The sequence below is a fragment of the Chryseobacterium sp. C-71 genome, assembly GCF_020911865.1.
GTDB lineage: Bacteria > Bacteroidota > Bacteroidia > Flavobacteriales > Weeksellaceae > Chryseobacterium.
Genome location: NZ_CP087131.1, coordinates 1971086 through 1994873, shown reverse-complemented (window position 1 = coordinate 1994873; position 23788 = coordinate 1971086). Strand labels below are relative to the sequence as shown.

The 23788-nt window shown below is 35.2% G+C and carries 22 protein-coding genes; 9 read left to right on the top strand and 13 right to left on the bottom strand.

The genetic code is table 11. The annotated features are described in order from the left end of the window. Positions 1-127 precede the first annotated feature (127 nt). The 4 genes from LNP04_RS09125 (at position 128) to rpsB (ending at position 2453) form a co-directional block, all read left to right on the top strand. Positions 128-460: a hypothetical protein gene (locus LNP04_RS09125; protein ID WP_229986175.1), complete on the top strand. Its 333-nt coding sequence runs from the start codon at positions 128-130 to the stop codon at positions 458-460. Positions 461-629: 169 nt separating this feature from the next. Further along, positions 630-1085 (top strand): 50S ribosomal protein L13, encoded by a 456-nt coding sequence (gene rplM / locus LNP04_RS09120; protein WP_047445148.1) that lies wholly within the window; start codon positions 630-632, stop codon positions 1083-1085. A 5-nt stretch (positions 1086-1090) separates the two neighbouring features. Next, positions 1091-1477, top strand: a complete 387-nt coding sequence (gene rpsI / locus LNP04_RS09115; protein WP_129535866.1) for a 30S ribosomal protein S9 — start codon at positions 1091-1093, stop codon at positions 1475-1477. Between the two features lie 208 nt (positions 1478-1685). After that, the gene (gene rpsB / locus LNP04_RS09110; protein WP_229986174.1) at positions 1686-2453 is read left to right on the top strand and encodes a 30S ribosomal protein S2; all 768 of its coding nucleotides are present in this window, start codon (positions 1686-1688) and stop codon (positions 2451-2453) included. A gap of 186 nt (positions 2454-2639) precedes the next feature. Here the strand turns inward: rpsB and LNP04_RS09105 are convergent, their stop codons facing one another. The 11 genes from LNP04_RS09105 to tsf form a co-directional block, all read right to left on the bottom strand. After that, positions 2640-3050: a DUF6759 domain-containing protein gene (locus LNP04_RS09105; protein ID WP_229986173.1), complete on the bottom strand. Its 411-nt coding sequence runs from the start codon at positions 3048-3050 to the stop codon at positions 2640-2642. Between the two features lies 1 nt (position 3051). Continuing rightward, positions 3052-3780, bottom strand: a complete 729-nt coding sequence (locus LNP04_RS09100; protein ID WP_229986172.1) for a DUF6759 domain-containing protein — start codon at positions 3778-3780, stop codon at positions 3052-3054. A 16-nt stretch (positions 3781-3796) separates the two neighbouring features. After that, positions 3797-4474 carry a tRNA (guanosine(46)-N7)-methyltransferase TrmB gene (trmB, locus tag LNP04_RS09095; RefSeq protein WP_229986171.1) on the bottom strand — a complete coding sequence of 226 codons (678 nt, stop codon included), beginning with the start codon at positions 4472-4474 and terminating at the stop codon, positions 3797-3799. A gap of 96 nt (positions 4475-4570) precedes the next feature. Then, positions 4571-5356, bottom strand: coding sequence for a DUF6759 domain-containing protein (locus tag LNP04_RS09090; RefSeq protein ID WP_229986170.1), 786 nt, complete (start codon positions 5354-5356; stop codon positions 4571-4573). 157 nt (positions 5357-5513) lie between these two features. Next, a complete protein-coding gene (locus LNP04_RS09085) occupies positions 5514-6302 on the bottom strand; it encodes a hypothetical protein (protein WP_229986169.1) in 789 nt (262 codons plus the stop codon). 137 nt (positions 6303-6439) lie between these two features. Continuing rightward, positions 6440-9859 carry a T9SS type B sorting domain-containing protein gene (locus LNP04_RS09080; RefSeq protein ID WP_229986168.1) on the bottom strand — a complete coding sequence of 1140 codons (3420 nt, stop codon included), beginning with the start codon at positions 9857-9859 and terminating at the stop codon, positions 6440-6442. 479 nt (positions 9860-10338) lie between these two features. Further along, a complete protein-coding gene (locus LNP04_RS09075) occupies positions 10339-10776 on the bottom strand; it encodes a hypothetical protein (protein WP_229986167.1) in 438 nt (145 codons plus the stop codon). A gap of 20 nt (positions 10777-10796) precedes the next feature. Beyond that, positions 10797-13634 carry a gliding motility-associated C-terminal domain-containing protein gene (locus LNP04_RS09070; protein ID WP_229986166.1) on the bottom strand — a complete coding sequence of 946 codons (2838 nt, stop codon included), beginning with the start codon at positions 13632-13634 and terminating at the stop codon, positions 10797-10799. Between the two features lie 127 nt (positions 13635-13761). Then, entirely contained in the window at positions 13762-16851 is a 3090-nt protein-coding gene (locus LNP04_RS09065) for a T9SS type B sorting domain-containing protein (RefSeq protein ID WP_229986165.1), read from the bottom strand. A gap of 78 nt (positions 16852-16929) precedes the next feature. Next, entirely contained in the window at positions 16930-17112 is a 183-nt protein-coding gene (locus LNP04_RS09060; protein ID WP_229986164.1) for a gliding motility-associated C-terminal domain-containing protein, read from the bottom strand. A gap of 244 nt (positions 17113-17356) precedes the next feature. Beyond that, positions 17357-18184 (bottom strand): translation elongation factor Ts, encoded by an 828-nt coding sequence (tsf, locus tag LNP04_RS09055; RefSeq protein ID WP_229986163.1) that lies wholly within the window; start codon positions 18182-18184, stop codon positions 17357-17359. A gap of 147 nt (positions 18185-18331) precedes the next feature. Here tsf and LNP04_RS09050 point away from each other — a divergent pair, with 147 nt between their 5' ends. Continuing rightward, positions 18332-19033: a DUF6759 domain-containing protein gene (locus LNP04_RS09050; protein WP_229986162.1), complete on the top strand. Its 702-nt coding sequence runs from the start codon at positions 18332-18334 to the stop codon at positions 19031-19033. A 48-nt stretch (positions 19034-19081) separates the two neighbouring features. On the opposite strand, the gene LNP04_RS09045 is transcribed toward LNP04_RS09050, so the two are convergent. Continuing rightward, positions 19082-19456, bottom strand: coding sequence for a helix-turn-helix domain-containing protein (locus tag LNP04_RS09045; protein WP_229986161.1), 375 nt, complete (start codon positions 19454-19456; stop codon positions 19082-19084). A 135-nt stretch (positions 19457-19591) separates the two neighbouring features. On the opposite strand from LNP04_RS09045, the gene LNP04_RS09040 reads away from it, so the two are divergent. Genes LNP04_RS09040 through LNP04_RS09025 form a run of 4 tightly spaced genes read left to right on the top strand, consistent with a single transcriptional unit; the run spans position 19592 to position 22753 of the window. Beyond that, complete coding sequence (locus LNP04_RS09040) at positions 19592-21193, top strand: hypothetical protein (RefSeq protein ID WP_229986160.1); 1602 nt, start codon at positions 19592-19594, stop codon at positions 21191-21193. A 19-nt stretch (positions 21194-21212) separates the two neighbouring features. Next, on the top strand, positions 21213-21707 hold the full coding sequence (locus tag LNP04_RS09035; RefSeq protein ID WP_229986159.1) for a hypothetical protein: 495 nt from the start codon (positions 21213-21215) through the stop codon (positions 21705-21707). After that, complete coding sequence (locus tag LNP04_RS09030; RefSeq protein ID WP_229986158.1) at positions 21707-22210, top strand: hypothetical protein; 504 nt, start codon at positions 21707-21709, stop codon at positions 22208-22210. The genes LNP04_RS09035 and LNP04_RS09030 overlap by 1 nt, the downstream gene beginning before the upstream one ends. A gap of 30 nt (positions 22211-22240) precedes the next feature. After that, on the top strand, positions 22241-22753 hold the full coding sequence (locus LNP04_RS09025; protein ID WP_229986157.1) for a hypothetical protein: 513 nt from the start codon (positions 22241-22243) through the stop codon (positions 22751-22753). 69 nt (positions 22754-22822) lie between these two features. On the opposite strand, the gene LNP04_RS09020 is transcribed toward LNP04_RS09025, so the two are convergent. Next, on the bottom strand, positions 22823-23779 hold the full coding sequence (locus tag LNP04_RS09020; protein WP_229986156.1) for an acetyl-CoA carboxylase carboxyltransferase subunit alpha: 957 nt from the start codon (positions 23777-23779) through the stop codon (positions 22823-22825). Between the last annotated feature and the right edge of the window lie 9 nt (positions 23780-23788).

The window sequence follows — 23788 nt, the reverse complement described above, 5'->3', positions numbered from 1 at the left end:
AAATATTTAAATAAAATTTTTAAAATCTAAATTTACTGTTTTTGGGTTTTTATTAATCTGACAAATTAAAGTGCAAAGGTTTTCTCTCAAAATAAAATTCGTTATTTTTGCGTCATATTAAAATAGTATGCAGAAAGCATTGATGTATTTCGCTTTAGGAACGGTTCTCAGTTTTGTGATCAATTATTTTTTCATCAGCAGTGAAAATATTGGGTTAGATATTTTTTATGCGATTGCTTTCGGCTCAGCCTGGGGATTGTCTTACTATCTTGATACTCCTAAATTTACTTTAGTTCAAAAGTTATTGAGTTCTTTTGCGGCAATGGGACTCTTGGTTCTAATTGGTTACCTACTATTTAGTCTTGAATTGGCAATTCCTGCCATTCTCAAATTCTCTACGGTTTTTGTGGCGTATTATTTAATTGCAAGTTTAAGAGCTAATAAGTCTTTGCGTAATTAATATTAGCTTCAAAAATTCTTCTTTGAAAACTGTTATTGAAATATTTAAATCTAACCATATATATAGATGCAGATTTATTAAGTTTAAATATGTTTTCACAATCTAAAAATAATTTGTACCTTTGCACACCCTTATGGGGAAAATTATGTTTAATCTTTAACTAAAACGTGTGAATACATTAAGTTACAAAACTGTTTCAGCGAACAAAGCTACTGCAAATAAAGAATGGGTTGTAGTAGACGCTGAAGGACAACCGTTAGGAAGACTAGCTTCTAAGGTTGCAAAGATTTTGAGAGGTAAGCACAAAGCAAACTTTACACCTCACGTAGATTGTGGTGATAATGTTATTGTTTTGAATGCTGGGAAAGTTACCCTTTCCGGAACCAAGTGGGAAGACAAGACTTACATTTGGCATACAGGTTATCCTGGAGGTCAAAAGTCTATGACGGCTACTGAACTTCTAAAGAAAGATTCTTTGAAAGTATTGGAAAAATCTGTAAAAGGTATGCTTCCAAAAACTAAATTAGGATCTGCTTTGTTCAAAAACCTTTATTTATATGAAGGAACTGAGCACAAGCATGAAGCTCAACAGCCTAAAACACTTAATATTAACGAATTTAAATAATTAATATGTCTATAGTTCACAAAATCGGAAGAAGAAAGACTTCTGTAGCAAGAGTTTATGTAAAGCCAGGTTCTGGTGTGATTACAGTAAACGGTAAAGAAGCTGCAACTTATTTCTCTACAGACGTAATGGTTTATAAATTAAATCAGCCGTTTATCCTTTCTGAGACTGTTGGTCAGTATGACGTTACCGTAAATGTTTTCGGTGGTGGTAATACAGGTCAGGCAGAAGCTATCAGATTAGGTATTTCTAGAGCGCTTTGCGAAATCAATGCTGAATACAGATTGTTATTGAAGCCTGCAGGTTTACTTACAAGAGATGCAAGAATGGTAGAAAGAAAGAAACCAGGTCAGAAAAAAGCAAGAAAGAGATTCCAGTTCTCAAAACGTTAAGATTTGCTGTTGGCGAATGGCTATTAGCTATTGGCTACAGAAAGTTAACAACTTTTTATTAACTTATTAACTCGGCAAAAAGCCAATTGCTATTAGCAATAAGCAAATGCCAAATTGCCCGTTACGTTTAGCATCCAAACACTTCTCCCATCTAAAGAAGTCGTTGATTGTTTAAGAAACGGAAAGTAAACTAACAAAAACAGAAAACATGGCAAAAGCAAATGTAAAAGACCTTCTAGAGGCTGGTGTACACTTCGGTCACATGACTAGAAAGTGGAATCCAAATATGGCTCCATACATTTTTATGGAGAAAAATGGTATTCACATTGTAGACTTACATAAAACAGCTGTTAAATTGGATGAAGCGTGCAGCGCTTTAGAAAAATTAACTTCTGCAGGTAAAAAAGTTCTTTTCGTAGCTACCAAAAAGCAAGCGAAAGAAGTAGTTGCTAAGCACGCTGCTGAACTTAATATGCCTTATATTACAGAAAGATGGCCGGGAGGTATGCTAACGAATTTCGTTACAATCAGAAAAGCTGTAAAGAAAATGAACTCTATCGACAAAATGAAAAAAGACGGTACGTTCGAAACTTTATCTAAAAAAGAAAGATTACAAGTTGACAGACAAAGAGCTAACTTAGAGAAAAACTTAGGTTCTATCTCTGACATGGTGCGTCTTCCTTCTGCAATCTTTGTTGTAGATATCATGAGAGAACACATCGCTGTAACTGAAGCTAAGAAATTAGGTATTCCAGTTTTCGGTATTGTTGATACAAACTCTGACCCAAGAAAAGTAGACTTCGTTATCCCAGGAAACGATGATGCTTCAAAATCTATCGATATGATCTTAAACGTAGTTTCAGATTCTATCAAAGAAGGTCAGTCTCAGAGAAAAGCTGATAAAGAAAAATCTAAAGAAGAAGGAGAAGTAGTATCTGCTGATAAAGACGCAGATTTCGACGCTTCTGCTGAATAATTGAAGATTTTATCTTAAATAATAAAAACCGCTAAACTTGTTTAGCGGTTTTTTTATGCTTTAATATTAAATTTTAGTTTAAACTTGATTTTTAAATTGCAACTACAATCAATAGGAACAGGCTTTAGCCCGTTTTCGAATTTTTAAAATCAGTATTGGCTTTAGCCTAAACATACTGTAATTTAATTAATTTGAAAGCTTTATTGAATAGGCTGACGTAATAAATTTAGAAGACTGATATGCTGACTGGCAAACCATTCCCGATAATTTATATGTCTGATTTTTAAGAATCATCAAAGAGCCTATTTTTCCGGCACCGATTGGGATCTTTTTGTAATAATTATTTGAACTAACGGTTAAAACCATATTGCATCTAGAAGTGTTCTCAACCGTCAGTGCTGTTTTGGGATCATTTGGTGATGTTTCATTCAGTAAATAGGTTAATACTTCTGCAGTTTCAGATTTGTAAGTTTTCAACACCTCATTATACTCTCTTTCAGTATTCGATGGTGAACTTATGACAGGATAGTTATTATATGTACTCCCGCAACTATTTAAAAGCAGAAAAATTACAAATCCGATTAGCAGTTTTTTCATATCAACGTTTCTTTTTAGTCTTTTTTTGCTTGGCTAAATTAGTTTTTTTTGTTGAAGATTGATTGTTTGTATCCCTACCTGATCCTTCATTTAAAGCCAATTTTTCATTTTCATTAAATTTATACTGAGGGTTATTGATTGCTATTTGAATATTTTTATTGATCTGCCTTTTTGATGCATACTCCACATCGCATATATTAGATGAAAGAGAGTAATGATCTTTATCTACAACAATAAAATTCTCATTGTGAGCAGGAACGGCTAAATTGTAAAATTTCTTTCCACTGATTTTTAAAACCAAATTACAATCAGAATTATTCCTGAAAAGTAAAATTGCTTCTTTACTGTTAATGTCTTCACTAAACATCGCATTGAGCAATTGTACAGTTTTTTCTTTGTGTTCAGAAGAAGTTTCTGACATTAGTTTCTTAAACTCTTCAGAGTCTTTAGCAATAAGATTAGTTTTGAAGTTTTGCGGAATTTCTGTAATAATAGGGCGAACTTCCATTGGTTTTGCTGTGGCAGAACCTTTTGTCCATTCACTGTTTTTAAGCGCAATTAGTTTTGATTTTAAAATGCGCCTTTTCGGGTCTTCCGGGTGCGCGGTTTTCAAATATTCTTCAATCTCGGTAATGTTTGTGTTTTTTAAAATGTCTTCATGATTACTGGTTTGTGTAGAGCATGAAGAAGTGAGAGTGAAGAATAAAATGATGAGGTAATTTTTTTTCATCAGTTTATTATTTCATTTAATTAATTCTAAATTTTATATAAGTTATTGTTTTTCCTTTTGCTGAAAAAAGTTCTTCGTAATAGGTTTTTATATCTCTTAAATGGGGTGTTCCCGGATCGTACTCTGCAGCGCCATAGATATCATGGTGAGCGCTGATGATTTCGTAACCTGCACCTTGCAGATAACCTAAAGTGTACCCGTGCAAAAACTCTGAATCTGTTTTAAGATGAACAATTCCGCCAGGTTTTAAGAACTTTTTATATCTCTCAAGAAAATCGGGGTGTGTTAGTCTGTGTTTTGTACGTCTGTACTTGATTTGTGGATCAGGGAAAGTAATCCAGATTTCATCAACTTCATTTTCTGCAAAAAAGTGGTCTACCAATTCGATTTGAGAACGAATGAATGCTACGTTTTTCATGTCATTTTCAACCGCTTCTTTGGCTCCAAACCAAAATCTGGCTCCTTTGATGTCGATTCCGATGAAATTCTTTTCGGTGAATGTCTTGGCAAGACCTACGGTATATTCTCCTTTTCCACAGCCTAATTCGAGAACAATAGGTTGGTCATTTTTAAAGAAATCTTTTCTCCAGTTTCCTTTCAGTTCAAAGCTGTTAAGAGCTTCATCTCTGGTTGGTTGAATGACGTTTGGTAATATTTTGTTCTCTGCGAATCTTGCTAATTTGTTCTTGCCCATGTAATATATATGAACCTGCAAAATTAGCAAAAATATGATACAATCTCTTTGATTTTTAAAGAGAAAAACAGATTTGAAAATATGTTTTTAAACTAATTATTTAGATGAGCTCCCCAAAGCGACCATCAAGGGTTTTTGAATCGTTTTTTGTGAAGCGTACTGAGCACCGCAAACGATACTTGTAAATAGATAATCTCCCTTTTGTATAACCATAGAATTGTCGCCATGCGCAGGAACAGGAAGTCTGTATTTTGTGTTTCCAATACCTTCTATTCTTACAATGATATTACAGTCAGATTTGTTCTCAATCATGACAATGCATTCTTTAGCATTCGGATCATTGTCAAAAAGTGAATTAAGAATCTTTACGGTCTTATTTTTATGTTCTACAGGATTATCTGCCATCAACATATTAAATTCTGATGCTTCGTTATCAGCAATTACTGCTGTTGTTTTAGTTTTTGCTGTTGCAGAAGGAGTTACATAAACGTTTTGTGGAGAACTTTTGGTGTACACAATTGCAGACTGCCCCACTTGTAGTTCTTTTTGATATTTTGCAATTTGCTTTTGCTTGATGATGGCATTCATCTCGTCAAAAGTAATTTTGGTAGAAGATTTTCTTTTCAGCATTGCCAGCCAATCTTGCATCTGTCTCACTTTTTGGTCTCCCGGAGGTGCGTTTTTGATGTAATCTTTCATCAATTCCATCACCTTTGGTTTCAAAACTGACCTGCGGGGATCATCAGGATGAGCGTCTCTTAGAAAAGCATTGATTTCGTAAATGCTTTTACTTTTCAAAATATTGCTATAGTCTTTGCCTTGTTTTTGAGCAGAAAGACAGACGAATAAAAGTGTGGTAAAGAGTAAAAATAACTTTTTCATTTAATGTAAAACTGTGGTGAGTCATTTGTGTTTCTTTTGAAATAATCATTTAAAACAAACTGAAAATTTAGATTTATTCCGAAATGTTAGTTTAAATTTTAATATTAAAAATTTCAAATATGTTGATGAGAGAAAAGAACGTGCCATAAAAGGATATTTATTTCAAAACATCCTGCAGGTGGGAATTTCTTAATCTCCGCTGGTAAATAGGTAAATATTTTTCTATAGGAATCTTGATAGCTTCAAAATTACCACTCTGTACATAGCTTTCAATATTTTCAGAAGTATATACAAATTGTAAGAAATTATCAATTAGATTTTCCGGAATTTTAAATCTGGTAAAATAATCTTTACCTAAATAATTTTTGATGTTTACTACAGATTTATTCATTCTTTCATAAGCTACATAACGCTGCTTTTTCTTTCGTTCGCCAGAAAGAATGTCAAAAATACTTTCTAAGCTGAAGGTAAGTCCGCCATCTCTCAGACCAGCCACCGGAAGTTCTGGTGGCGTGCCGTCTCCTTTAGGTTCTGGGAGACCGATTACCTTCTTCAGAGCGTAGGCTTTGTCTTCTTTTCTTAATGAATTAACGTCATATCGCAAATTTCCGGTAGGTCTAAATCTGTTGATCACAACTTCCTGAATATCGTGATAGGCAACTTTCAATTCGATTAAATTTCTTATCCCAAAACTTTTTTCAGATAACGTAACGTCTTTTCTTTCGGTAATGATTGAAGTAAAGCGAATCACATCACCAGGATTTCCCTGTATGGTGTAATCTCCGTTGTAATTTGTAAGAACGGTTTTATATGTGGTAAGATTGGTAACATATACCTGATTGAGATACAATACAGAATTGTCTCTCAAAAATACTTGTCCCGTAAAAATCTGTGCATTAATTTTAATAATAAAAATTAATAACAAAAGGGTAATTGCTTTCTTCATATAATGTGCAAAATTACACAAGAAAAGCATCATTTTATATCTTTAATCGATCGAAAACAGGTTAAAATTATATTAAACTTTGATTTAAACTGTTAATGAATGTTATAAATGGAACATCCGATTTCCAAATATCAAAATTATTTATCCCACAAGCTGTCGTTTCTGTTTTTCACCAAAAGCCAGCTGGTATATTTTACGGTAGTGACCTTCCCGAATTCTGTCCAGGCAAGAAAGTACCAGTAGGTCGCTGTTGATACAGGTCTTCCTTTCATTTTTCCGTCCCAGGTAAATCTATTGGAAGCTGAACCACGGAAAAGTTCCGCGCCATATCGGTCAAATATTCTGAATTCAAGATTATCTTTGTTCATCAAGGATGAGTAATCAATAACGTCATTATGGCCGTCTCCGTTTGGTGTAATGGTATTGATTAAATTAATAATCACGAATTCTTGTTCTACAACATCACAATTTTGTGAATCTCTGATGTACACTTTATGATTGCCACGCTGAACGTTATAAAAGATATTCGAGCTTTGCCAAGTGATATTATCTAATGAGTACTCATATGGTGGAACACCTCCTGTTACGCCAATTGTTACTGTTGTTCCGTTGATGTCGATGGAAGTGATTACAGGCAGTACAGATTCAGAAACATTGACAAATTGCTTGTATACACAGCCGTTAAATGTAAGCTCTACCCAGTAGTCTCCGGCAGGAACATTGGAAATTGATGGGGTAGTGGCTCCTGTACTCCAAAGATAGGCTGTAAATCCTGACCCGGCATCTAAAGTGGTTTGAGCCTTTGGACATATTACTTTATCCGTTAAGATATCAGATTTTTTCGGAATTTTTAAATTAATTCTAATAGTGGCAACATTGGGACAAAACCCGGTTTTTTCAAATCGAATAAAATAGGTTTGTGTGCCCGTTAGATTCACAGCTCCGCTTATGGGTGCTGCGTCGTTTTGAGCATCGAGTAGGGTCAAATGATAACTTACAGATACCAAAGGGTCTGACGTAAACTGTGAAACAAATTGTGAAAGATTTACAGGTTTGATTCCGTCTAAATCGTCATCACAGAAATCAAGAACTAGAGTTGTTGTTATTAAAGGTAGTCTTGAACCAACCGTAAAATTAATGGGCTGAACTACCGTTGCACATCCGTCCGGAGATTCTACCCGAATGTAGATTGTGGTATTCACTGCATAGCTCCAGTTATTAGGAAGTGTATTGGCGTTTCCTAAGTTGGCATCAGCTAATAAAGCGTAATATCTGACATTGGTAAAGTAGGTTGGATTATTCAGTATCAATGGAGTAATATCTGATAAAACGACATTTACTGTTCCGTCAAGATTTTCATCACATTGGTTTCCAAAATTTGCAGGTGTAACTACAGCCAGTGGAAAAAGATTAAGTGTTATTTGTGCAATATTCTTACAGCCTGTAGGATTTTTGACCAAAACATACACAATAGTTCCTGCCGGAGCAGAATGTGATGTGGGAACAAGTATTTGCCCTGCTGCATTTTCTGTCTGTGCCGCCAGTAAGCTGGTATAATAAGTTTTAACGACTGGCGAATTTGTTGTAACATTAGCTGTCGTTAAGTCGAATGTACCTAGACCGTTTATGTTGCAAGAAGTTAAAGTTGCATTGTTAACTGTAACAGGTTGAATATTTATCGTTACGGTCACAGTTTCACAATCTGTAAATATAAGATCGTTACCACAGAAAGTATATACAAAAGTATCTGTTCCTGCTACTGCCGGATTGGTTGGAGTATATGTAATAACCCCTGACGTAGTATTGATGGTTGCAGTTCCGAGAGTTGGAGCTGTAACAATTGAGACTGTTGATGCTACGGGAGTTTGTGTTGAAGTAGTAAATGCAGGTGTAATTACTTTGTTTTCGCAAATATTGTAAGTTACGTTTGTTAGCTTCACACAATTTAAAACTTTATAAACAGCCGTTACTAAAGGCGCGCAACTTCCCATTGTCACAGAGCATGTGTAATTTCCTGATTCTGTAGGAGTGTAAGAGGCTGAAGTAGCACCAATAATGAGAATTCCGTTTCGGTACCATTGATAGGTTTCGTAAATGATTGGGTCAACTGTCAATACAATCCCCGGAACACAATCTCCACCAGATTTTAAAATGACTGGCTGAGTTGAGAAACCCGCAAAGAAACCTCCATATCCTACCGCATCACTTCCTGCTGTGATTCCTGCTGTAATAGCTTTGGTTGAAACTACGGTTATAGTTCCCGTTGTATTTGGAATGCCGTAAGTTACCCACTGATTGAGACCAGTGATGTCAAATGGTCCTGTGCTCGCTGGCGGAAAAGCTCCGTTGACAGTAACAACTGCTCCACGCTCAGTCACTAGATTTAATTTAGTAGGAATATTCAGAATTCCTGCTGGATTGACATTTGAGTGAACAAAATTTTCATTAATTAAACCAATTTCGTCAATTTGTTTAGGAAGATAGCAGCTTAGTGCAGGGATAAAATTAAATCCACCGGTTGCCGATTCACTTCCTCCTAAAGCATCTCCGGCAAGAAGCTGATAAACATAAGCGTTTTTAGTGGTTCTTATGTACAAATTATAATGAGTTGTTCCCTGAAGTTGATACTTAGAATCAGGAACGACATAATATTGACCAGTGTTTAATGTTGTTATCGGTAATCCTTCATTATTAAGAAAAATCTGGGTGTTGTCTTGGGTGGCAATAACCAAAGCACCTTCCATGTTAGTGCCAATACTTCCGTTACCTTTTACGAGCGCAAACTGAGTTCCAAGCTGTTCTATCGGTACGGATTGATCCATCAAAATATCTGAGCTCAGAGGTACATTTCCTGAATACTGACCGTTGAAATTTCCGTTTGTGACATTTACGGCTTTGTCGGCTGTTATTTTTGCTCCTAAAAATCCGTCAAAATTACCGGCAATATTCCCGATACCGTCGATGATGTAAGATTGTCCTTTATTTAAAATAAAAGTCATCGTAGGATTGGTCAATCCTGTTGTTCCGTTTGAAAATTGTACAGTCGGCTTATATCCCGAAATAGTTACGGTTGTATTGTCTTCTGTAGCCAAAATACTGGTCATGAAATTCAGAATACCATTACTCACCGTAATAGGGGCGTTAGCCGCAAAAAAGTTTTTCCCTGTTGATGGTATGCCTTTAGATGTAATGATTTCTGCATGATTTAAGACCGAAAATCTTAAGTTGGCATAAAAAGGAAAATCAGCTTTTACATAAAGACCTTTTGTAGTTGGCGTAAACAGATCAGTCTGCAAAGTTGTGATGATATAATTTCTTAAAACATCAAATTTTTGAGGATTGTTTTTACTGATTGTAACGGTTCCTATAACAACATTGTTGTTATAAATTGTTACAGGAAAAGGCGTTGTACGATTTGTAGAAAGGTATAGTTTCTGGTAAGGGTTTGGGTTTCCTGTTCTATCCACCATCGGCGCAAACCAATGCTCTCTATCTAATTGTGCAAAAGAAATAGAGAATATGTAAAAAATAAGAAAAAAAGATAGAAGTTTCTTCATTCTGTATTTGATTATATCACAAATTTAATAATAAAATACGTTGAATCATTTAAAAATAAACAAAAAAAACCACGACTCAAAGTCGGGAGGTTTTCATAATATTCTGAAAAATAGTGTTATTCTCTGTTTTAACTAAATCAAGTCTGAGAATTTGATTGGAGTTTTGTTTTTACTTTCGTTCCAGCTGATGCTGAGTTAGTAATTCCCGGTAGAAACTTTTTGGGTTTTATTAATGCTTTACATTCCATTTATAACTAGTGTTTTTGTTTCCTTTAAATATTTTAACTCCGTATCTGTCATAAATTCCTAAGATCAAATTAAGCAGAATATTCAAGAACATCGTTTACTCTGTCGCCATTTGATGCAATTACATTGATAATATTCGGAATTGTAACCTCCAATCTAATAGTTCTTAATTTAAATTTACAGATCAAAAAAATGGCCGGAAATTACTCCGGCCAAATTAATTTTCACTTTATTTAGTTATCATAAGTGAAGATGGAAAGATATTTTTTGCCATTATCTTCTTTTACATCTATCCTTTTAACCATTATACTGTAGATATTAGTCTCAGGATTATCAAACACATACCCATCAATCATTACTTTTGTATCTTTAGGTACATTGCTTTGTTCATTAAGAGCTGCTAGTGACATGATATCCGGTGCACCTACATTTTTCTTAAATTTGATTTCCGTCAAGCCATCTTCAGCCAAGTAATTGAACTTTTGTAGATGTTGAGGTAGTTTTGTTGTAGCCTTAAAAAAAGTGGTATTTTCTATATCTTTTTTGTACGGCTCAAACATTTCAGTAGTTCCCACAGCACCATTGCAGATAGCAAATTTAACTTTAGTGTTTTTTTGTCCAAATAGTATTGCTGACGAAAAAATTAAGAATGTGTACAGAATTTTTTTCATAATATTAATTTTTTTCATAGTTATTCTCTGTTTTTCACTAGAATCCAGCCAGAGAATTTGATTGGAGTTTTGTTTTTACTTTCATTCCAGCTGATGCTGAACCAGTAATTTCCGGTAGAAACTTTTTTGGTTTTGTTGATGGTTCCATCCCATTTATAACCAGTGTCTTTGTTTCCTTCAAATATTTTAACTCCGTATCTGTCATAAATCCCTAATAACAAATTAGGTTTGTTTGCTAAAGCAGAATAATCAAGGACATCGTTTATTCCGTCACCATTTGGTGTAATTACATTAACAATGTTCGGAACTGTAACGGTCACTTCTAAAGGTTCGCAATTAAAGAAATCTCTTACATAAACCGTAATATCCCCTCTTTTTATATCTGTGAAAACATTAGAATCCTGCCAGTTGATATTATCAATTGAGTATTTGTAAGGAGCAGTTCCTCCTATTGCTAATACAGTGATGTCGTTAGTAGTAACTTCAATATTCGAAATTACAGGTTGCTGAGTAGCATAAACCGTAACTGTTTGTTTTGTGAAACAATCTCCTTTTTTAAGGATTACGGAGTACGTTCCTACAGTAACGTCACTGATGATTTGTGTTGTTGCTCCTGTGCTCCATTGGTAACCGTCAAAATCAGGGCCTGCATCTAATGTTGTTTTGTTTTCTATACAGATTTCTTTATCAACTAAAACGGTTGATTTTGTAGGCGGGATAACAACTAATGTAATTTCTGCCACTCTGTAACATCCGTTTGCATTGCTTACTCTTACATATACAATACCGTTTGGAGCAACATAATTGGCAGGATTTAGAATTTCATTGGTTTGGTTGTTAGCGTCAGTCAATGAGGGATAATATTTTTTAGTTGTTCCTGGCTGAGTAGTTACGCTTGCATTAGTTAAATTAAATAATCCTGTAGCAATATTTTCTTCAAGGTAGCAAGATCTCAATAGTGCATTATTCACAACTGGGCTCTCTGCTATTGTAAGGGTTAAGGTAATTTGTTCACAATCTACAAATTCAGGATCGTTTCCACAGAATTTGTATGTAATAGTATCAGTTCCTGCAAAACCAAAGTTAGGGACATATCCAATCACTCCCGTAGTAGGGTTGATGATTGCTGTACCATTCGTTGGAGGTGTAATAATCTGTACAGAACTCGGAACAAATGTTTGTGAAGATGAAGTAAAGGCTGGGGCGATATTAAGATAGCCTTCGCAAACAGTTTTTGCATCTGTAGTTTGCTGAAGACATGTAAATACCTTATAAACAGGAGTTGTTGCCGGAATACAAGATCCCACTGTAATTCTTACAGTATAATTTCCTGATTGTGTTGGTGTAAAAGAGTTGCTGTTTGCTCCCGGAATTGCGATACCATTTCTGAACCATTGGTAAGTATCATAACTGTCATCTACTTCCAAAACTAATCCTGGAATACAGTCACCAGTCTGCTTAGCAATAAGCGGAATTGATGAGAATCCGGCGAAATATCCTCCATATCCAGAAGTACTATGTCCTCCGTTAATTCCGGCAGTTACCGCTTTATTAGATTGGATGGCTATATTGCCGTTAATAGGCTGTATTGCATAGGTTACCCAGTTGGTATTTCCTGTCAACGGAAACGGACCCTGTGCAGCTGTTGGGGTTATCGGTGCTCCTCCATTAACGGTGTATGTAACCGTAGCACCCGCTTCAGTTAAAATATTAAGCTTTACAATAGTACCGGTAGGTACAACACTAGCTCCTCCAGTGCCTGTTGGCATTTCACCCACTTTACCAATCTCATCAATTTTTCTCGGTAAGAAGCAGTTTAAAGGGGGAATATAATTAAAACCACAGGTGGCAGTGTCATTATTTACTGAAACCAGTTGGTACAAATAAACATTTTTTGAAGTATTGATGTACATATTAGGGTGTGAACCACCTTGAACTATATAACTACTTCCAGAAATTCTATACCATTGACCAGCATTTAAAGTCGCTGCAGGAGTGGTAGATCCATTCAAATATATTGCTGTATTGTTTTCTGTAGCAATCACAATTCCTCCTTCTAGTTCATTCGCAGTATTTGATCTTGTTCTTACCATCGCAAATTCATTCCCTAATCTATCAAGGGGAACAGACTGATCTAAAATTATATCAGTCCCAGAGGAAGTTGTATTACCAAAATTTCCTGTCACATTTCCGTTTGTAAGGGTGATTGGCTTGGTAGCAACGATTTTTGCTCCCATGAATGGTGCTGCGGGACCTATACCACCTGCAAAAATAAAAGATTGTCCTTTATTTAAAGTAAAAGTATGGGTATTGGTTGGCGGTGTTGCTCCAAAGAAAGTTATCGGAGTAATTGCACTCCAAGTTGCAGTAACTGTTGTATTATCTTCGGTTGCTAAAACTCCTGCCGTAAAATTGTCAGTGGTACGAGTCGTAACAGATGGAGTGTTCGCAACAAAAAATTCTTTACCAATACCAGCTTTACCTTTGCTGGTTACCACTTCAGCATGTTGAGTTGAGTTTACCATTCTAAGGGTACAGTAAAAAGGTCTATCCGCCTTAATGTATAATCCTTTATTAATTACCGTAAAAGCTTCTCCCGCTGTTGTAGCTGCTATATTATTTGCAGGGACTACAAAAACCTGAGGACTTCCTTTGCTGATTGTTACCGTTCCCAATGCAACGTTGTTGCTGTTTATCGTTACCACAAAAGGTGTTACCGAATCTGTAGAAAGATAAAGTGACTGTGCTGTAACGGCTGTGGTTGCATAAAAAGGTGCGATCCAATGCTCTGTATCTCTTTGAGCAGAAACATTGATGCCCAAAATCGTTAAAAGAAAAATAAGTAGAAATTGTTTCATAAGCGTAGAATTAGGATTTTTACAAAAATAGTAGAATATTCAATATGTTTTGTGTTTTTTTTAAGATTTATTAATAATATGTAAAAAAACCACGATTATTAACCGTGGTTTTTTCTATATTTCAGAATTATTCTCTATTCTTTACTAAAATCCACCCTGTGTATTTGATTGGTGTTTTCTGTGCATTTGGCTCTATCCAGTTGATATGATACCAATAAGTTCCTGTGAGAATTCCTTTGCCTGCAAATTTACCATCCCATTTGTAATTGTTTGATCTGTCGCCGGTGAATAATTTATTACCGTATCGATCATATATTACAAATGTAAGATCGCCTTTGTAGGCCAATTCGCTATAGTCTAAGAAATCATTTACATTGTCTCCATTTGGTGTGATAGCATTTACCAGATTAGGTACTGTAATCTCCACAGAAACAGGTTCGCAATTAGCCTCATCTTTTACAAAAAACACATGTTGACCTCTTGTAAGATTGGTAAATACATTAGAGTTTTGCCAATTCGCAGGCGTATCAACTGCGTACTGGTAAGGAGCATTGCCTCCTGTAACGTTTACTGTTGCTGTATTGTTTGATATCTCTATTGAAGTAATTACAGGCTCACCTACTTTCTTCACATTTACAAATTGTTTTATAAAACAACCGTTGTTTTCAAGAGTTACCCAATATTCACCTACTCCAACGCCTTGTAGTGTTTGTGTAGTTTCACCGGTATTCCATTTATAAGATGTAAATCCTGCTCCTGCATCTAATGTGATTCTCTCATCGATGCATATAAATTTGTCTACCAATGTGGTTGATCTCTTTGGAGGAGTTACTTTAAGATTAATTTTAGCTATTGCATAACATCCATTTGAGTTATAAACTCTGGCATATACAGATCCATCACCAGAAATGAATAGGTCTGGAGCCAAAATTTCATTGGTTCCGTTGCTTGCATCAGTGAAAGTAGGATAGTACTTTTTGGTAATAGGAGATTGAGTGCTTATTACCGCTGTTGTTAAATTAAATTGACCTTTAGTCTCATTGTTTTGAATAAAGCATACCGTGAGAGTAGCATCATTCACAACCGGGGTAGGGAAGAAGTCTAGTGTAATTTTTGCAGTTCCGAAACAACCTTCTGAAGTTGTGACAGCTACATATACTGATCCAGCTCCTGAAAAGTAATTTGTAGGATTGCTAATCTGATTGGTATTTGCAGTTAAGTCAGCCAATGTTGGATAGAATTTTTTAGTTGTTGGCACTGCGTTGTCTGTAACGTTTGCCGTAGTTAAATCAAAAAATCCGTTTCCTGAATACTGACAAGCTTTTATCGTTCTGTCTGTCAATACGAATGGAACTAAATTTAAGTTTAAAGTAACTTGTTCGCAATCTACAAACTCAGGTGCATTACCGCAGAATTTATACACAATAACATCTGGTCCTAAATATCCAGGATTTGGAATATAAGTAATTACACCATTTGATGGATTTATCGTAGCTGTTCCGTTTGTTGGTTGTGTAACAATAGTAACAGAACCTGGTGTTGGAGCCTGTGTAGAGCTGGTGAAAGCAGGAGTAATTGCTTTACTTCCACAGATGTACAAAGATTTAGTCGTCTGTTGCAGACAAGTAAATACCTTATAAATTGGTGTAGTAAGCGGAGGGCAAGTTCCCATGGTTACCTTTACAGTATAATTTCCTGCTACTGCAGGAGTATATGTGTAAGATGTTGCGCCAGATATAGCAGCACCATTTAAAAACCATTGATATGTTTCATATCCATCATCTACTTCCAGAATAATTCCCGGAATACACTCTCCTGTTTGTTTCGCAATTAGAGGGATTGATGAAAATCCTGCAAAATATCCACCATAGCCAGATGTGTTATATCCACCGTTTATCCCAGCGGTTACAGCTTTGTTTGATTGTATAGTTAGATTTCCTGCAACACCTTCTATACTATACGTAACCCAAGCGGTGTTACCAGTTAATGGATAAGGACCCTGGGCTGCGGTAGGAGGAGTAGGTGTACCTCCATTGCTGCTAACAGTTACAGTTGCGCCTGCCTCCGTCAATATGTTTAGTTTAATAACCATATCATTCGGTGTAGGGTTTGGTAATGGCATTTCATTAATCTTACCAATTTCATCTATTTTTCTAGGTAGAAAACAGTTCAATGGAGGGATGTAATTGAAACCGCAGGTTGCGCTTCCATTTAAAACTGATACTAGTTGATAAAGATATACGTTTTTGGAGGTGCTTACAAGCATATTATAGTGACCTGAAGTACCTTGAGCTACATAATTGTCGCCTGTAATTCTATACCATTGACCTTGGTTTAATGTTGCTGCCGCAGTACCAGATCCGTTTAGGAATATTTGTGTGTTGTTTTCAGTAGCAATAACAATTGCACCTTCTAAATCAGCAGTTGTAGATCTGGTTCTTACCATTGCAAAGGTGTTGCCTAGTCTTTCGACAGGTACTGACTGGTCTAAAATAGCATCAGATCCCGAGCCTAAAGTATTTCCAAAATTACCGTTCACATTTCCGTTGGTTAGAGTGATTGGTTTATCAGAAATAATTTTTGCCCCAATAAAAGAAGATTGGTTTTGCCCGTTAGTTCCGGGAAGACCAGCGAAAATAAAAGACTCTCCTTTATCTAAAGTAAATGTATGCGTATTAGTAGTTGGAGCACCACCTACGAATGCTACGGTTCCATTCCAAGTTGCAGTAACTATAGTATTGTCTTCTGTTGCCAAAACACCGGCAGAAAAGTTATTGGTTGTAGCGCTTCCGACTGCTGGTGTGCCAGCTACATAAAATTCTTTTCCGATACCTGCTTTACCTTTGCTGGTGACAATTTCTGCATGCGTAGTATTGCTTACCATTCGTAATGTGCAATAGAAAGGTTTACTGGCTTGTAAATAAATTCCTTTATTGATAACATTAAATGCTTCTGCTGCAACGTTAGTAGAAATTCTTTCATTTGGTATTGCATAAGTCATTGGTGCACCTTTGCTAATAGTCACTGTCCCCAAAGCAACATTGTTGCTGTAAATTGTAACTACAAAAGGTGTTACAGAATCTGTTGACAAATAAACTGATTGCGTGTAAGGTTGTGAATAATAGAATGGTGCAATCCAATGTTCAGTATCTCTCTGTGCAAATAAAGAGGTGAACGAAAGAAAAACCATCACTAAACTGAGTAGAAATCTTTTCATAGGTATAGAATTAGGATTTCTACAAAATTAGTATATTATTTAATATATTGTTAATAAATGCTAAAGAAAATGTAAAAATTATTCTCGATTCTTAATTAATAACCATACGGAATGCGAAACTGTTAATTTTGTGTCGGGTTCTATCCATTTCAGAATGTACCGGTAAGTACTTGTTGACAGAGGTCTTCCGCCAGATTTTCCGTCCCAGATGTAATTTTTATCTGAAGATTTATAAATCGGTAAGCCATATCTGTCTATCACTTCAATGCTTATATTTTTTTTATTCTAAGCTCAGAATAGTTCAAAACATCATTATGGCAATCACTATTTGGTGTTATTGTATTTACAAGATTGAGTGATAAATTCTTTTGTTATAGGTTGACATAAGATAGTGTTGAATATTTAAAATAAACTTCATTATTAGTTAATATCTATAATTTGGCTTGCATAAAAAAATCCCGATGAAAAATTTCACCGGGATCATATATTTGTTTGGAAAGATTGATTAAGCTAAGCTTACTCTTACAAATCCTGTAACTTTCAAGTCAGCGTTTACAGATTTTACGTAATCAGCAACAGAAATAGAACTGTCTTTGATGAAATCCTGGTGTACCAAAGTGTTATCTTTGTAGAATCTCTGCATTTTACCTTTCAAAATGTTTTCGATAATGTTTGCAGGCTTACCTTCTTCAGTAAGTTTGTGTCTTTCGATTTCCAATTCTTTATCGATCGTTTCCTGAGAAACTTTAGTTTCGTCAAGAGCGATTGGGTTCATTGCAGCAGCCTGCATAGAAACAGCTTTAGCAGCTTCGTCAGCACCGTCTACTTTTGCAGAAAGTGAAGTGATTGCAGCGATTTTGTTTCCAGCGTGGATGTAAGCTCCCAAGAAAGGTCCTGTAATTCTTTCGAATGCACCGATCTCGATTTTCTCACCGATAACTCCGGTTTGCTCGATCAATTTCTCAGCAACAGTCATTCCGTGGAAATCTGTAGCCAATAATTCTTCTTTTGTAGCAGCGAAAATAGCCATTTCAGCAATTTCGTAAGCTAGCTCGATGAACGCTTCGTTTTTAGCAACAAAGTCAGTCTCACAGTTTAAAGAGATGATAGTACCTAAAGTGTTATCTTCATTTACTCTAGCGATCACTGCACCTTCAGAAGAATCTCTGTCAGCTCTGTTAGCAGCAACTTTTTGTCCTTTTTTTCTAAGGATATCTACTGCTTTTTCGAAGTCTCCTTCTGCTTCAACTAAAGCTTTCTTGCAGTCCATCATACCTGCACCTGTTTGGTTTCTCAATTTTGCTACGTCTGCAGCAGCTGGTGAATAAGACATAATATTTATTATTTTTTTATTTAAAATTATGATTAACTTTAATAGTTTATTATAAAGATGTGCAAAGATAATGATTTTAATGATAAACTAAAAAATGACTTTTCACGTTATAGTATTATTTAATAAATTTTTAAAGGTTTTTACTCGATGAAAAAAATATTTCTAATCTTATTCCTCTCCATATTCTGTCTTGGCTTCTCTCAAAAGAAGAAAAAAGGCAAAGCAAAAGTAGTCGCCGAGAAAGAAACGGTCATTATTTACACAGAAACAGAAGCTGAAACTTCTAACGAACCCAGAATTATTGCAGGTTTTCTAAAACAAAATCCAGGGCACGCAAGAACCGATTTTTTTAAGAAAAGATTGATTACCATTATTATGGCAGACAATTCACCGGAAGCAAAACCTACCATAAAACCAATCAGTAAAGATAAAATTGAAAATATTGTCAACAACAGTGAACTGAATAAGGGTAAAAATTTATCTACAAATGTAAAAAATGCCTCTAAGCCGGAAAGAAACGTGACCTATGCAAGTGTAGGAGGTGCAAGTAAAAAAGCAGAGCCAAGCGATAAAGCGAAAAAAACGGCATCAATGCTGAGCCATCTTTTTAACAACGATCCGAGTGATAAGGAAGCCTATATCAATATTAAAAACAAATCCAACTGCAGACTGATCGTAAAAATAAGCGGAAAAAAATACTATAATCTCGACGTTCCCGCAAAAGGGCAGAATTTTGTTTTGATTGAAAAAGGAGATTATGTACTTACAACAATGGTGTGTGATGCCAAATATTCTTCATTAAAGAAGATTACAAAAGATATTGAGATTCAGCTGGATGTAGCTGATTAACAACAAACAGGGTAAGAAATTTTCTTACCCTGTTTGTTATATTTTGTTTTATTTATTCTTTATTATTTTCAGTTCTTCTTTCAATTCTTGAACCTGCTCTTTTAATTCCTTAATGCGTTCTTCGTATTGTTCTACAAGTTTTTCAGGAAATTGATTCTGATAAATAAAACCACTATGGTCACCATTTGTACTGTTGATTGTTACGTTATCACCACTTAGGAAATCTAAAACGCTCATTTCTAAAACATTGGCAATATCCTCTACCTGCGCAAAAGCAGGTTTACTTTTGTCGTTCTCAAAATTTGAATAGGTCTTTTGCGAAACATTAAGAACCTCTGCAAGATATTCTTGTGTAAAGTTTTTGTTGATTCTCGCTCTTTTCAGTTTATCGCCTAATGTCATGACTCGAAGTATTTTTTTCAAAAGTACATATTTTTTCTTTTAGAAAAATAATACGGAAATCAGTATTTTTCTTCCGGTTCTTTTTCGAATATTTGTCACATATTTGTGGAGTTACAAAAATTTTATATATTTAATCACTTAAAACACAAAACGTTTATGAAGAAAAATCTATTGCTCAGGCTCTGCCTGATAATGATAGCTTTGCTATCTTTCCACTCCTGCCGACAGGATTTACTTCCCGAAAAGGAAACTTACAATAACAGCAGCGCATTTCAGTTGACTCCCAAAAGAATTTCTTTAAACGAAGCCAAGCACAAGGCAAAGCTTCTTCCGGAATTGGAAAAAGCAGAAAAAGAAGTTGAAAAACAAAAGCTGAACATTCAGGGGAAACTCGTGAATGTAGGAAACGGAATTATTATAGACACCGATGAGGTAGTTTATATAGAAAACGGGCCAGGCTTTCATACCTATACTTTCAGTGTAATCAGGGAAAATATGTCTGTCAATGCACCTGTAGAAAACCTTCTCCTTACTCCACAGCCTGACGGAACTTACAGAACATTTCATATTGTTCTGAGCCTTTCTGAATCTGATAAAGCTAAAATTGCAAACCGACAGTATGTAGACTATAAAAACAAAGCAGAGGTAACAGAACTGGCAAGTGTAAACTTTTCGTCCTTAGCGCAGAGGTCAAACTGTACCCCGGAATACTATTCTTACCCGGTGCCATGTGCAGATGCAGGCTACCGTCACTTGCCGGGACAGTCTTGTCAGTTATCCGGCACATCGGGAGCCGCTTATTGGGGCACGGGAGTTTTCTGGAATTGCCAGAATATTCCCGGGCCCGTCGATCACGTTATAACACCGGTAGATAACTCGGGACCCGGAGGAGGTGCGGGAGGCAATGGTCCTGATCCATGTACTACAGTAGCTGGTAACCCAGGTGAAGTAGGTATTATAGATGAATTTGGTTGTAATATAGGGGTGCCGACTGAGACCATAATACCCAACCCTGCTGATGACCCATGCAGAAAAACAAAAGCATCCACAAAAGCTGCGAATGATATTTTGCATGAACCCAACATTTCAACAGAAGTTAGTACATTAGAAGGTCATGCAGCTAATAGCTTCACAGAATATGGTATGGCAATTATTAATACAGGAACGACTACAATAGCCCAAGATCCTTATAGTAATAATGATCCCTCCAATCCTGGAACTGTAAGTATAACAGTTCCACCTGTCGGAAATTATCTTGCCAGTGCTCATTCACATCCTAATTATGGAGCCCCGCCTCCATCAGTTGCAGATCTTTATAGTACTTTGGCAAACTCGAAGAATTATCCTACTTTTCAGACGTCATTAATCTTTGTTTATAATGGTACTAAATATGCTTTAGTTGTTAATGATAGAGCAAAGGCTATAGCTTTTTTGGATGCATATCCCTCTTCAAGTAATACAATAACTGTGGACGGTAAAAAAGTGTTTAATAGAAATTCACAAGTTGGTAATGACTTTAATAAAATATATGATAATTATATGCAAGGAAGATTGCCATCTTATTCAGGAAGTAGCCAAAATGACGGATTGGAATCTGCATTTGCGGAAATATTACAAAAATATGATGCAGGTGTAAGCATAGCAAAAACAGATGCTAATGGCAATCTGAAATCTCTTCGGTCTGTTTCTTTTGATTATATAATACCTGCTTCAGGAGGTAAAAAGATAATCGGACATAAAGTAGAAAATTGCCCTTAATTTAAAAAAATCCAATATTATGAAAACAAGAATATTTATATACTTTATAGCAACATTTTTTTTTACTTCATATAAAGCACAAACAAGTCAGCCTATTAATATGACCGACTATCCTAATTTTTACAATCAAACAATTGATAAGTTAGATAACATAATTCCATATAAAACAAATTATTATGGACAGCCACTCTCACTTTTTCTTCAAGCCTTATCCCAAAACGGTTTAATTATAAATGCTTACGATCCAGGTCCATTTAGTAATAAGGCTATAAAATTAATGTTTGTTAATGACGCGGAAACTAAAGGTGAGATATGGGATAATAGCTATGTAGAACCTCATATACAAATAACTTTTCAACAACCTTTTAATTTTCAGCATGCCAGTATGCTAGTTGATCAGTACCATTGGTTTTGGAGCCCGACTTCTGAAAATTTCTACAAAAACCTTATTGTAGGAAAAATAGAATTTTGGTATGTGAGAGGGTTGACAGATAATAGTGTGAATCCCAAGTAATGAAAATCACATTATATTTTTCTCTTATACTAATTATCTTACTTAGTTGCAATGTAAAACAAAAACACTTAGAACACTATCTGTCACCGGGTGTAGAAAATATGAAGCTTTTTCCTTCAAATAAATTAGATTCTTTAAAAATTAACACCTTTTATACGAATGCTGAAAAATGTCTTAAAGCAGGAGGATTATATTGCGACGTGTGCAATCCTGAGGTTTGGGCTAATTTTAAAAATGGAATGTATAATTTTAGAATTGAATTATTTAAAAATCTTAAGCTTCCAAAAAATGCGAAAGAAGGAGAAAGCCGGGTAAGAGTAATTATCGGTACTCATGATAATCTCGAAAAAATAGAAATATTAAAATATACAGATGAAAAAACCAGAGAAGCTATTGAACATGTTTTTAGATTAAAAGAACTTAATGCTTGGACATCTGCAAAAATTTATGGTATTCATGTTAAGGAGCAGTTTGAGATCAGTGTTTTTGTTATTCGAAAGTGATTTTTTGAAATTGCAATAATCAATTTAAAAATGAAAAAAATATTTTCCGTCATTATAATCTGTGTTTTTCTTATTAGTTGTAATACAGTAAGAAAGAAAAACTTGGTTCATTATCTTCCAACTTTGGAAAATATAAAAGTATTATCTCCCACAGAAGAAGAGTCTATAATAATTGATAGTTTAACACTTGCTAGTAAAAAGTTTCTCGAAAAATGTGAAAAAAATGGTGGAAATTGTATTGTTGATAATCCAAGGCAAGATGCATATTTTAAAAATGATATAACAGCATTCAGAAACATTATATTTGAACAATTCAAAACAAATTCAATATCAAAAGAAGGAGAAAATAAAATTCTTGTTACTATTGGTAAAAAAGATAGTATTGAAAGTATAATATTTTTAAAATATACAGATGAAGACAGCAAAAGACAAATTGAAGATATTTTTAAATTAAAAGAACTTAATACATGGAAATCTGCTACAACATATGGTATTCCTGTAAAAACACAATTCGAAATAAGTATTTTTATAGAGAAAAGATAATTTGATTTAATTGCAAAAAAATAAACCGCAGAACACTCTGCGGTTTATTTTATGATATAAAAGAATCTTTTATCCTTTAAATTGCCCCATCGCAATAAATTTGTCCTGTCTTTGTGTTTCCAGTTCTTTGCCTGTGAATTTTGAAAATGCTTTGATGTTTTGCAAGATCGAAGCTTTTAAATTCAAATACGTAGTTTCCGGATCATAATGAGCGCCACCAAGTGGTTCTTCAATAATTCCGTCGATGAATTTCTCTCTTAAAGCATCTTTTGGAGTCAAGTTTAATGCATTGGCAGCATCTTCTTTGTGATCCCAGTTTCTCCATAAGATTGAAGAACAGCTTTCCGGCGCAATTACGGTGTACCAAGTGTTTTCCAACATGTAAACTTTGTTACCAACACCAATTCCTAAAGCTCCGCCACTCGCTCCTTCACCGATAATGTAAGTGAAAATAGGAGTTTTGAGCATGGTCATTTCAAAAATATTTCTTGCAATAGCTTCCCCTTGTCCTCTTTCTTCAGCTTCCAAACCTGGGTAAGCTCCTGGTGTATCAACTAAAGTGATCACAGGAATTTTGAACTTCTCGGCTAATTTCATTAGTCTTAAAGCTTTTCTGTATCCTTCAGGATTCGGCATTCCGAATCTTCTGTGTTGTCTTTCTTTGGTGGTTCTTCCTTTTTGAGTACCAATAATCATTACTCGTTGACCGTCTAAAGTCGCCAAACCTCCGATCATTGCAGGATCGTCTGCGAAATTTCTGTCACCGTGAAGTTCTAAGAAACTTCCTTTGTCTACCATACCATTGATGTAATCTATAGTATAAGGGCGATCCGGATGACGCGATAACTGTACTCTTTGCCAAGGCGTAAGATTTCCATAGATCTGTTTTTTGGTATCTATGATCTTATCCTCGATCTGACTGCATGCTAATTTTACATCAACACCACTTTCTTCTCCTACCAATGAACAGGTTTGATACTGATCCATCAGTTCTTTTATAGGAAGTTCGAAACTTAAATATTCCATTCTTGAAGT

Bases quoted from the DNA above. Each gene is read 5' to 3' on its own strand.
- LNP04_RS09125 (WP_229986175.1), top strand. From the start codon at position 128: ATGCAGAAAGCATTGATGTATTTCGCTTTAGGAACGGTTCTCAGTTTT.
- rpsI (WP_129535866.1), top strand. From the start codon at position 1,091: ATGTCTATAGTTCACAAAATCGGAAGAAGAAAGACTTCTGTAGCAAGA.
- rpsB (WP_229986174.1), top strand. From the start codon at position 1,686: ATGGCAAAAGCAAATGTAAAAGACCTTCTAGAGGCTGGTGTACACTTC.
- LNP04_RS09105 (WP_229986173.1), bottom strand. From the start codon at position 3,050: ATGAAAAAACTGCTAATCGGATTTGTAATTTTTCTGCTTTTAAATAGT.
- LNP04_RS09100 (WP_229986172.1), bottom strand. From the start codon at position 3,780: ATGAAAAAAAATTACCTCATCATTTTATTCTTCACTCTCACTTCTTCA.
- trmB (WP_229986171.1), bottom strand. From the start codon at position 4,474: ATGGGCAAGAACAAATTAGCAAGATTCGCAGAGAACAAAATATTACCA.
- LNP04_RS09090 (WP_229986170.1), bottom strand. From the start codon at position 5,356: ATGAAAAAGTTATTTTTACTCTTTACCACACTTTTATTCGTCTGTCTT.
- LNP04_RS09085 (WP_229986169.1), bottom strand. From the start codon at position 6,302: ATGAAGAAAGCAATTACCCTTTTGTTATTAATTTTTATTATTAAAATT.
- LNP04_RS09080 (WP_229986168.1), bottom strand. From the start codon at position 9,859: ATGAAGAAACTTCTATCTTTTTTTCTTATTTTTTACATATTCTCTATT.
- LNP04_RS09075 (WP_229986167.1), bottom strand. From the start codon at position 10,776: ATGAAAAAAATTCTGTACACATTCTTAATTTTTTCGTCAGCAATACTA.
- LNP04_RS09070 (WP_229986166.1), bottom strand. From the start codon at position 13,634: ATGAAACAATTTCTACTTATTTTTCTTTTAACGATTTTGGGCATCAAT.
- LNP04_RS09065 (WP_229986165.1), bottom strand. From the start codon at position 16,851: ATGAAAAGATTTCTACTCAGTTTAGTGATGGTTTTTCTTTCGTTCACC.
- tsf (WP_229986163.1), bottom strand. From the start codon at position 18,184: ATGTCTTATTCACCAGCTGCTGCAGACGTAGCAAAATTGAGAAACCAA.
- LNP04_RS09050 (WP_229986162.1), top strand. From the start codon at position 18,332: ATGAAAAAAATATTTCTAATCTTATTCCTCTCCATATTCTGTCTTGGC.
- LNP04_RS09040 (WP_229986160.1), top strand. From the start codon at position 19,592: ATGAAGAAAAATCTATTGCTCAGGCTCTGCCTGATAATGATAGCTTTG.
- LNP04_RS09035 (WP_229986159.1), top strand. From the start codon at position 21,213: ATGAAAACAAGAATATTTATATACTTTATAGCAACATTTTTTTTTACT.
- LNP04_RS09030 (WP_229986158.1), top strand. From the start codon at position 21,707: ATGAAAATCACATTATATTTTTCTCTTATACTAATTATCTTACTTAGT.
- LNP04_RS09025 (WP_229986157.1), top strand. From the start codon at position 22,241: ATGAAAAAAATATTTTCCGTCATTATAATCTGTGTTTTTCTTATTAGT.
- LNP04_RS09020 (WP_229986156.1), bottom strand. From the start codon at position 23,779: ATGGAATATTTAAGTTTCGAACTTCCTATAAAAGAACTGATGGATCAG.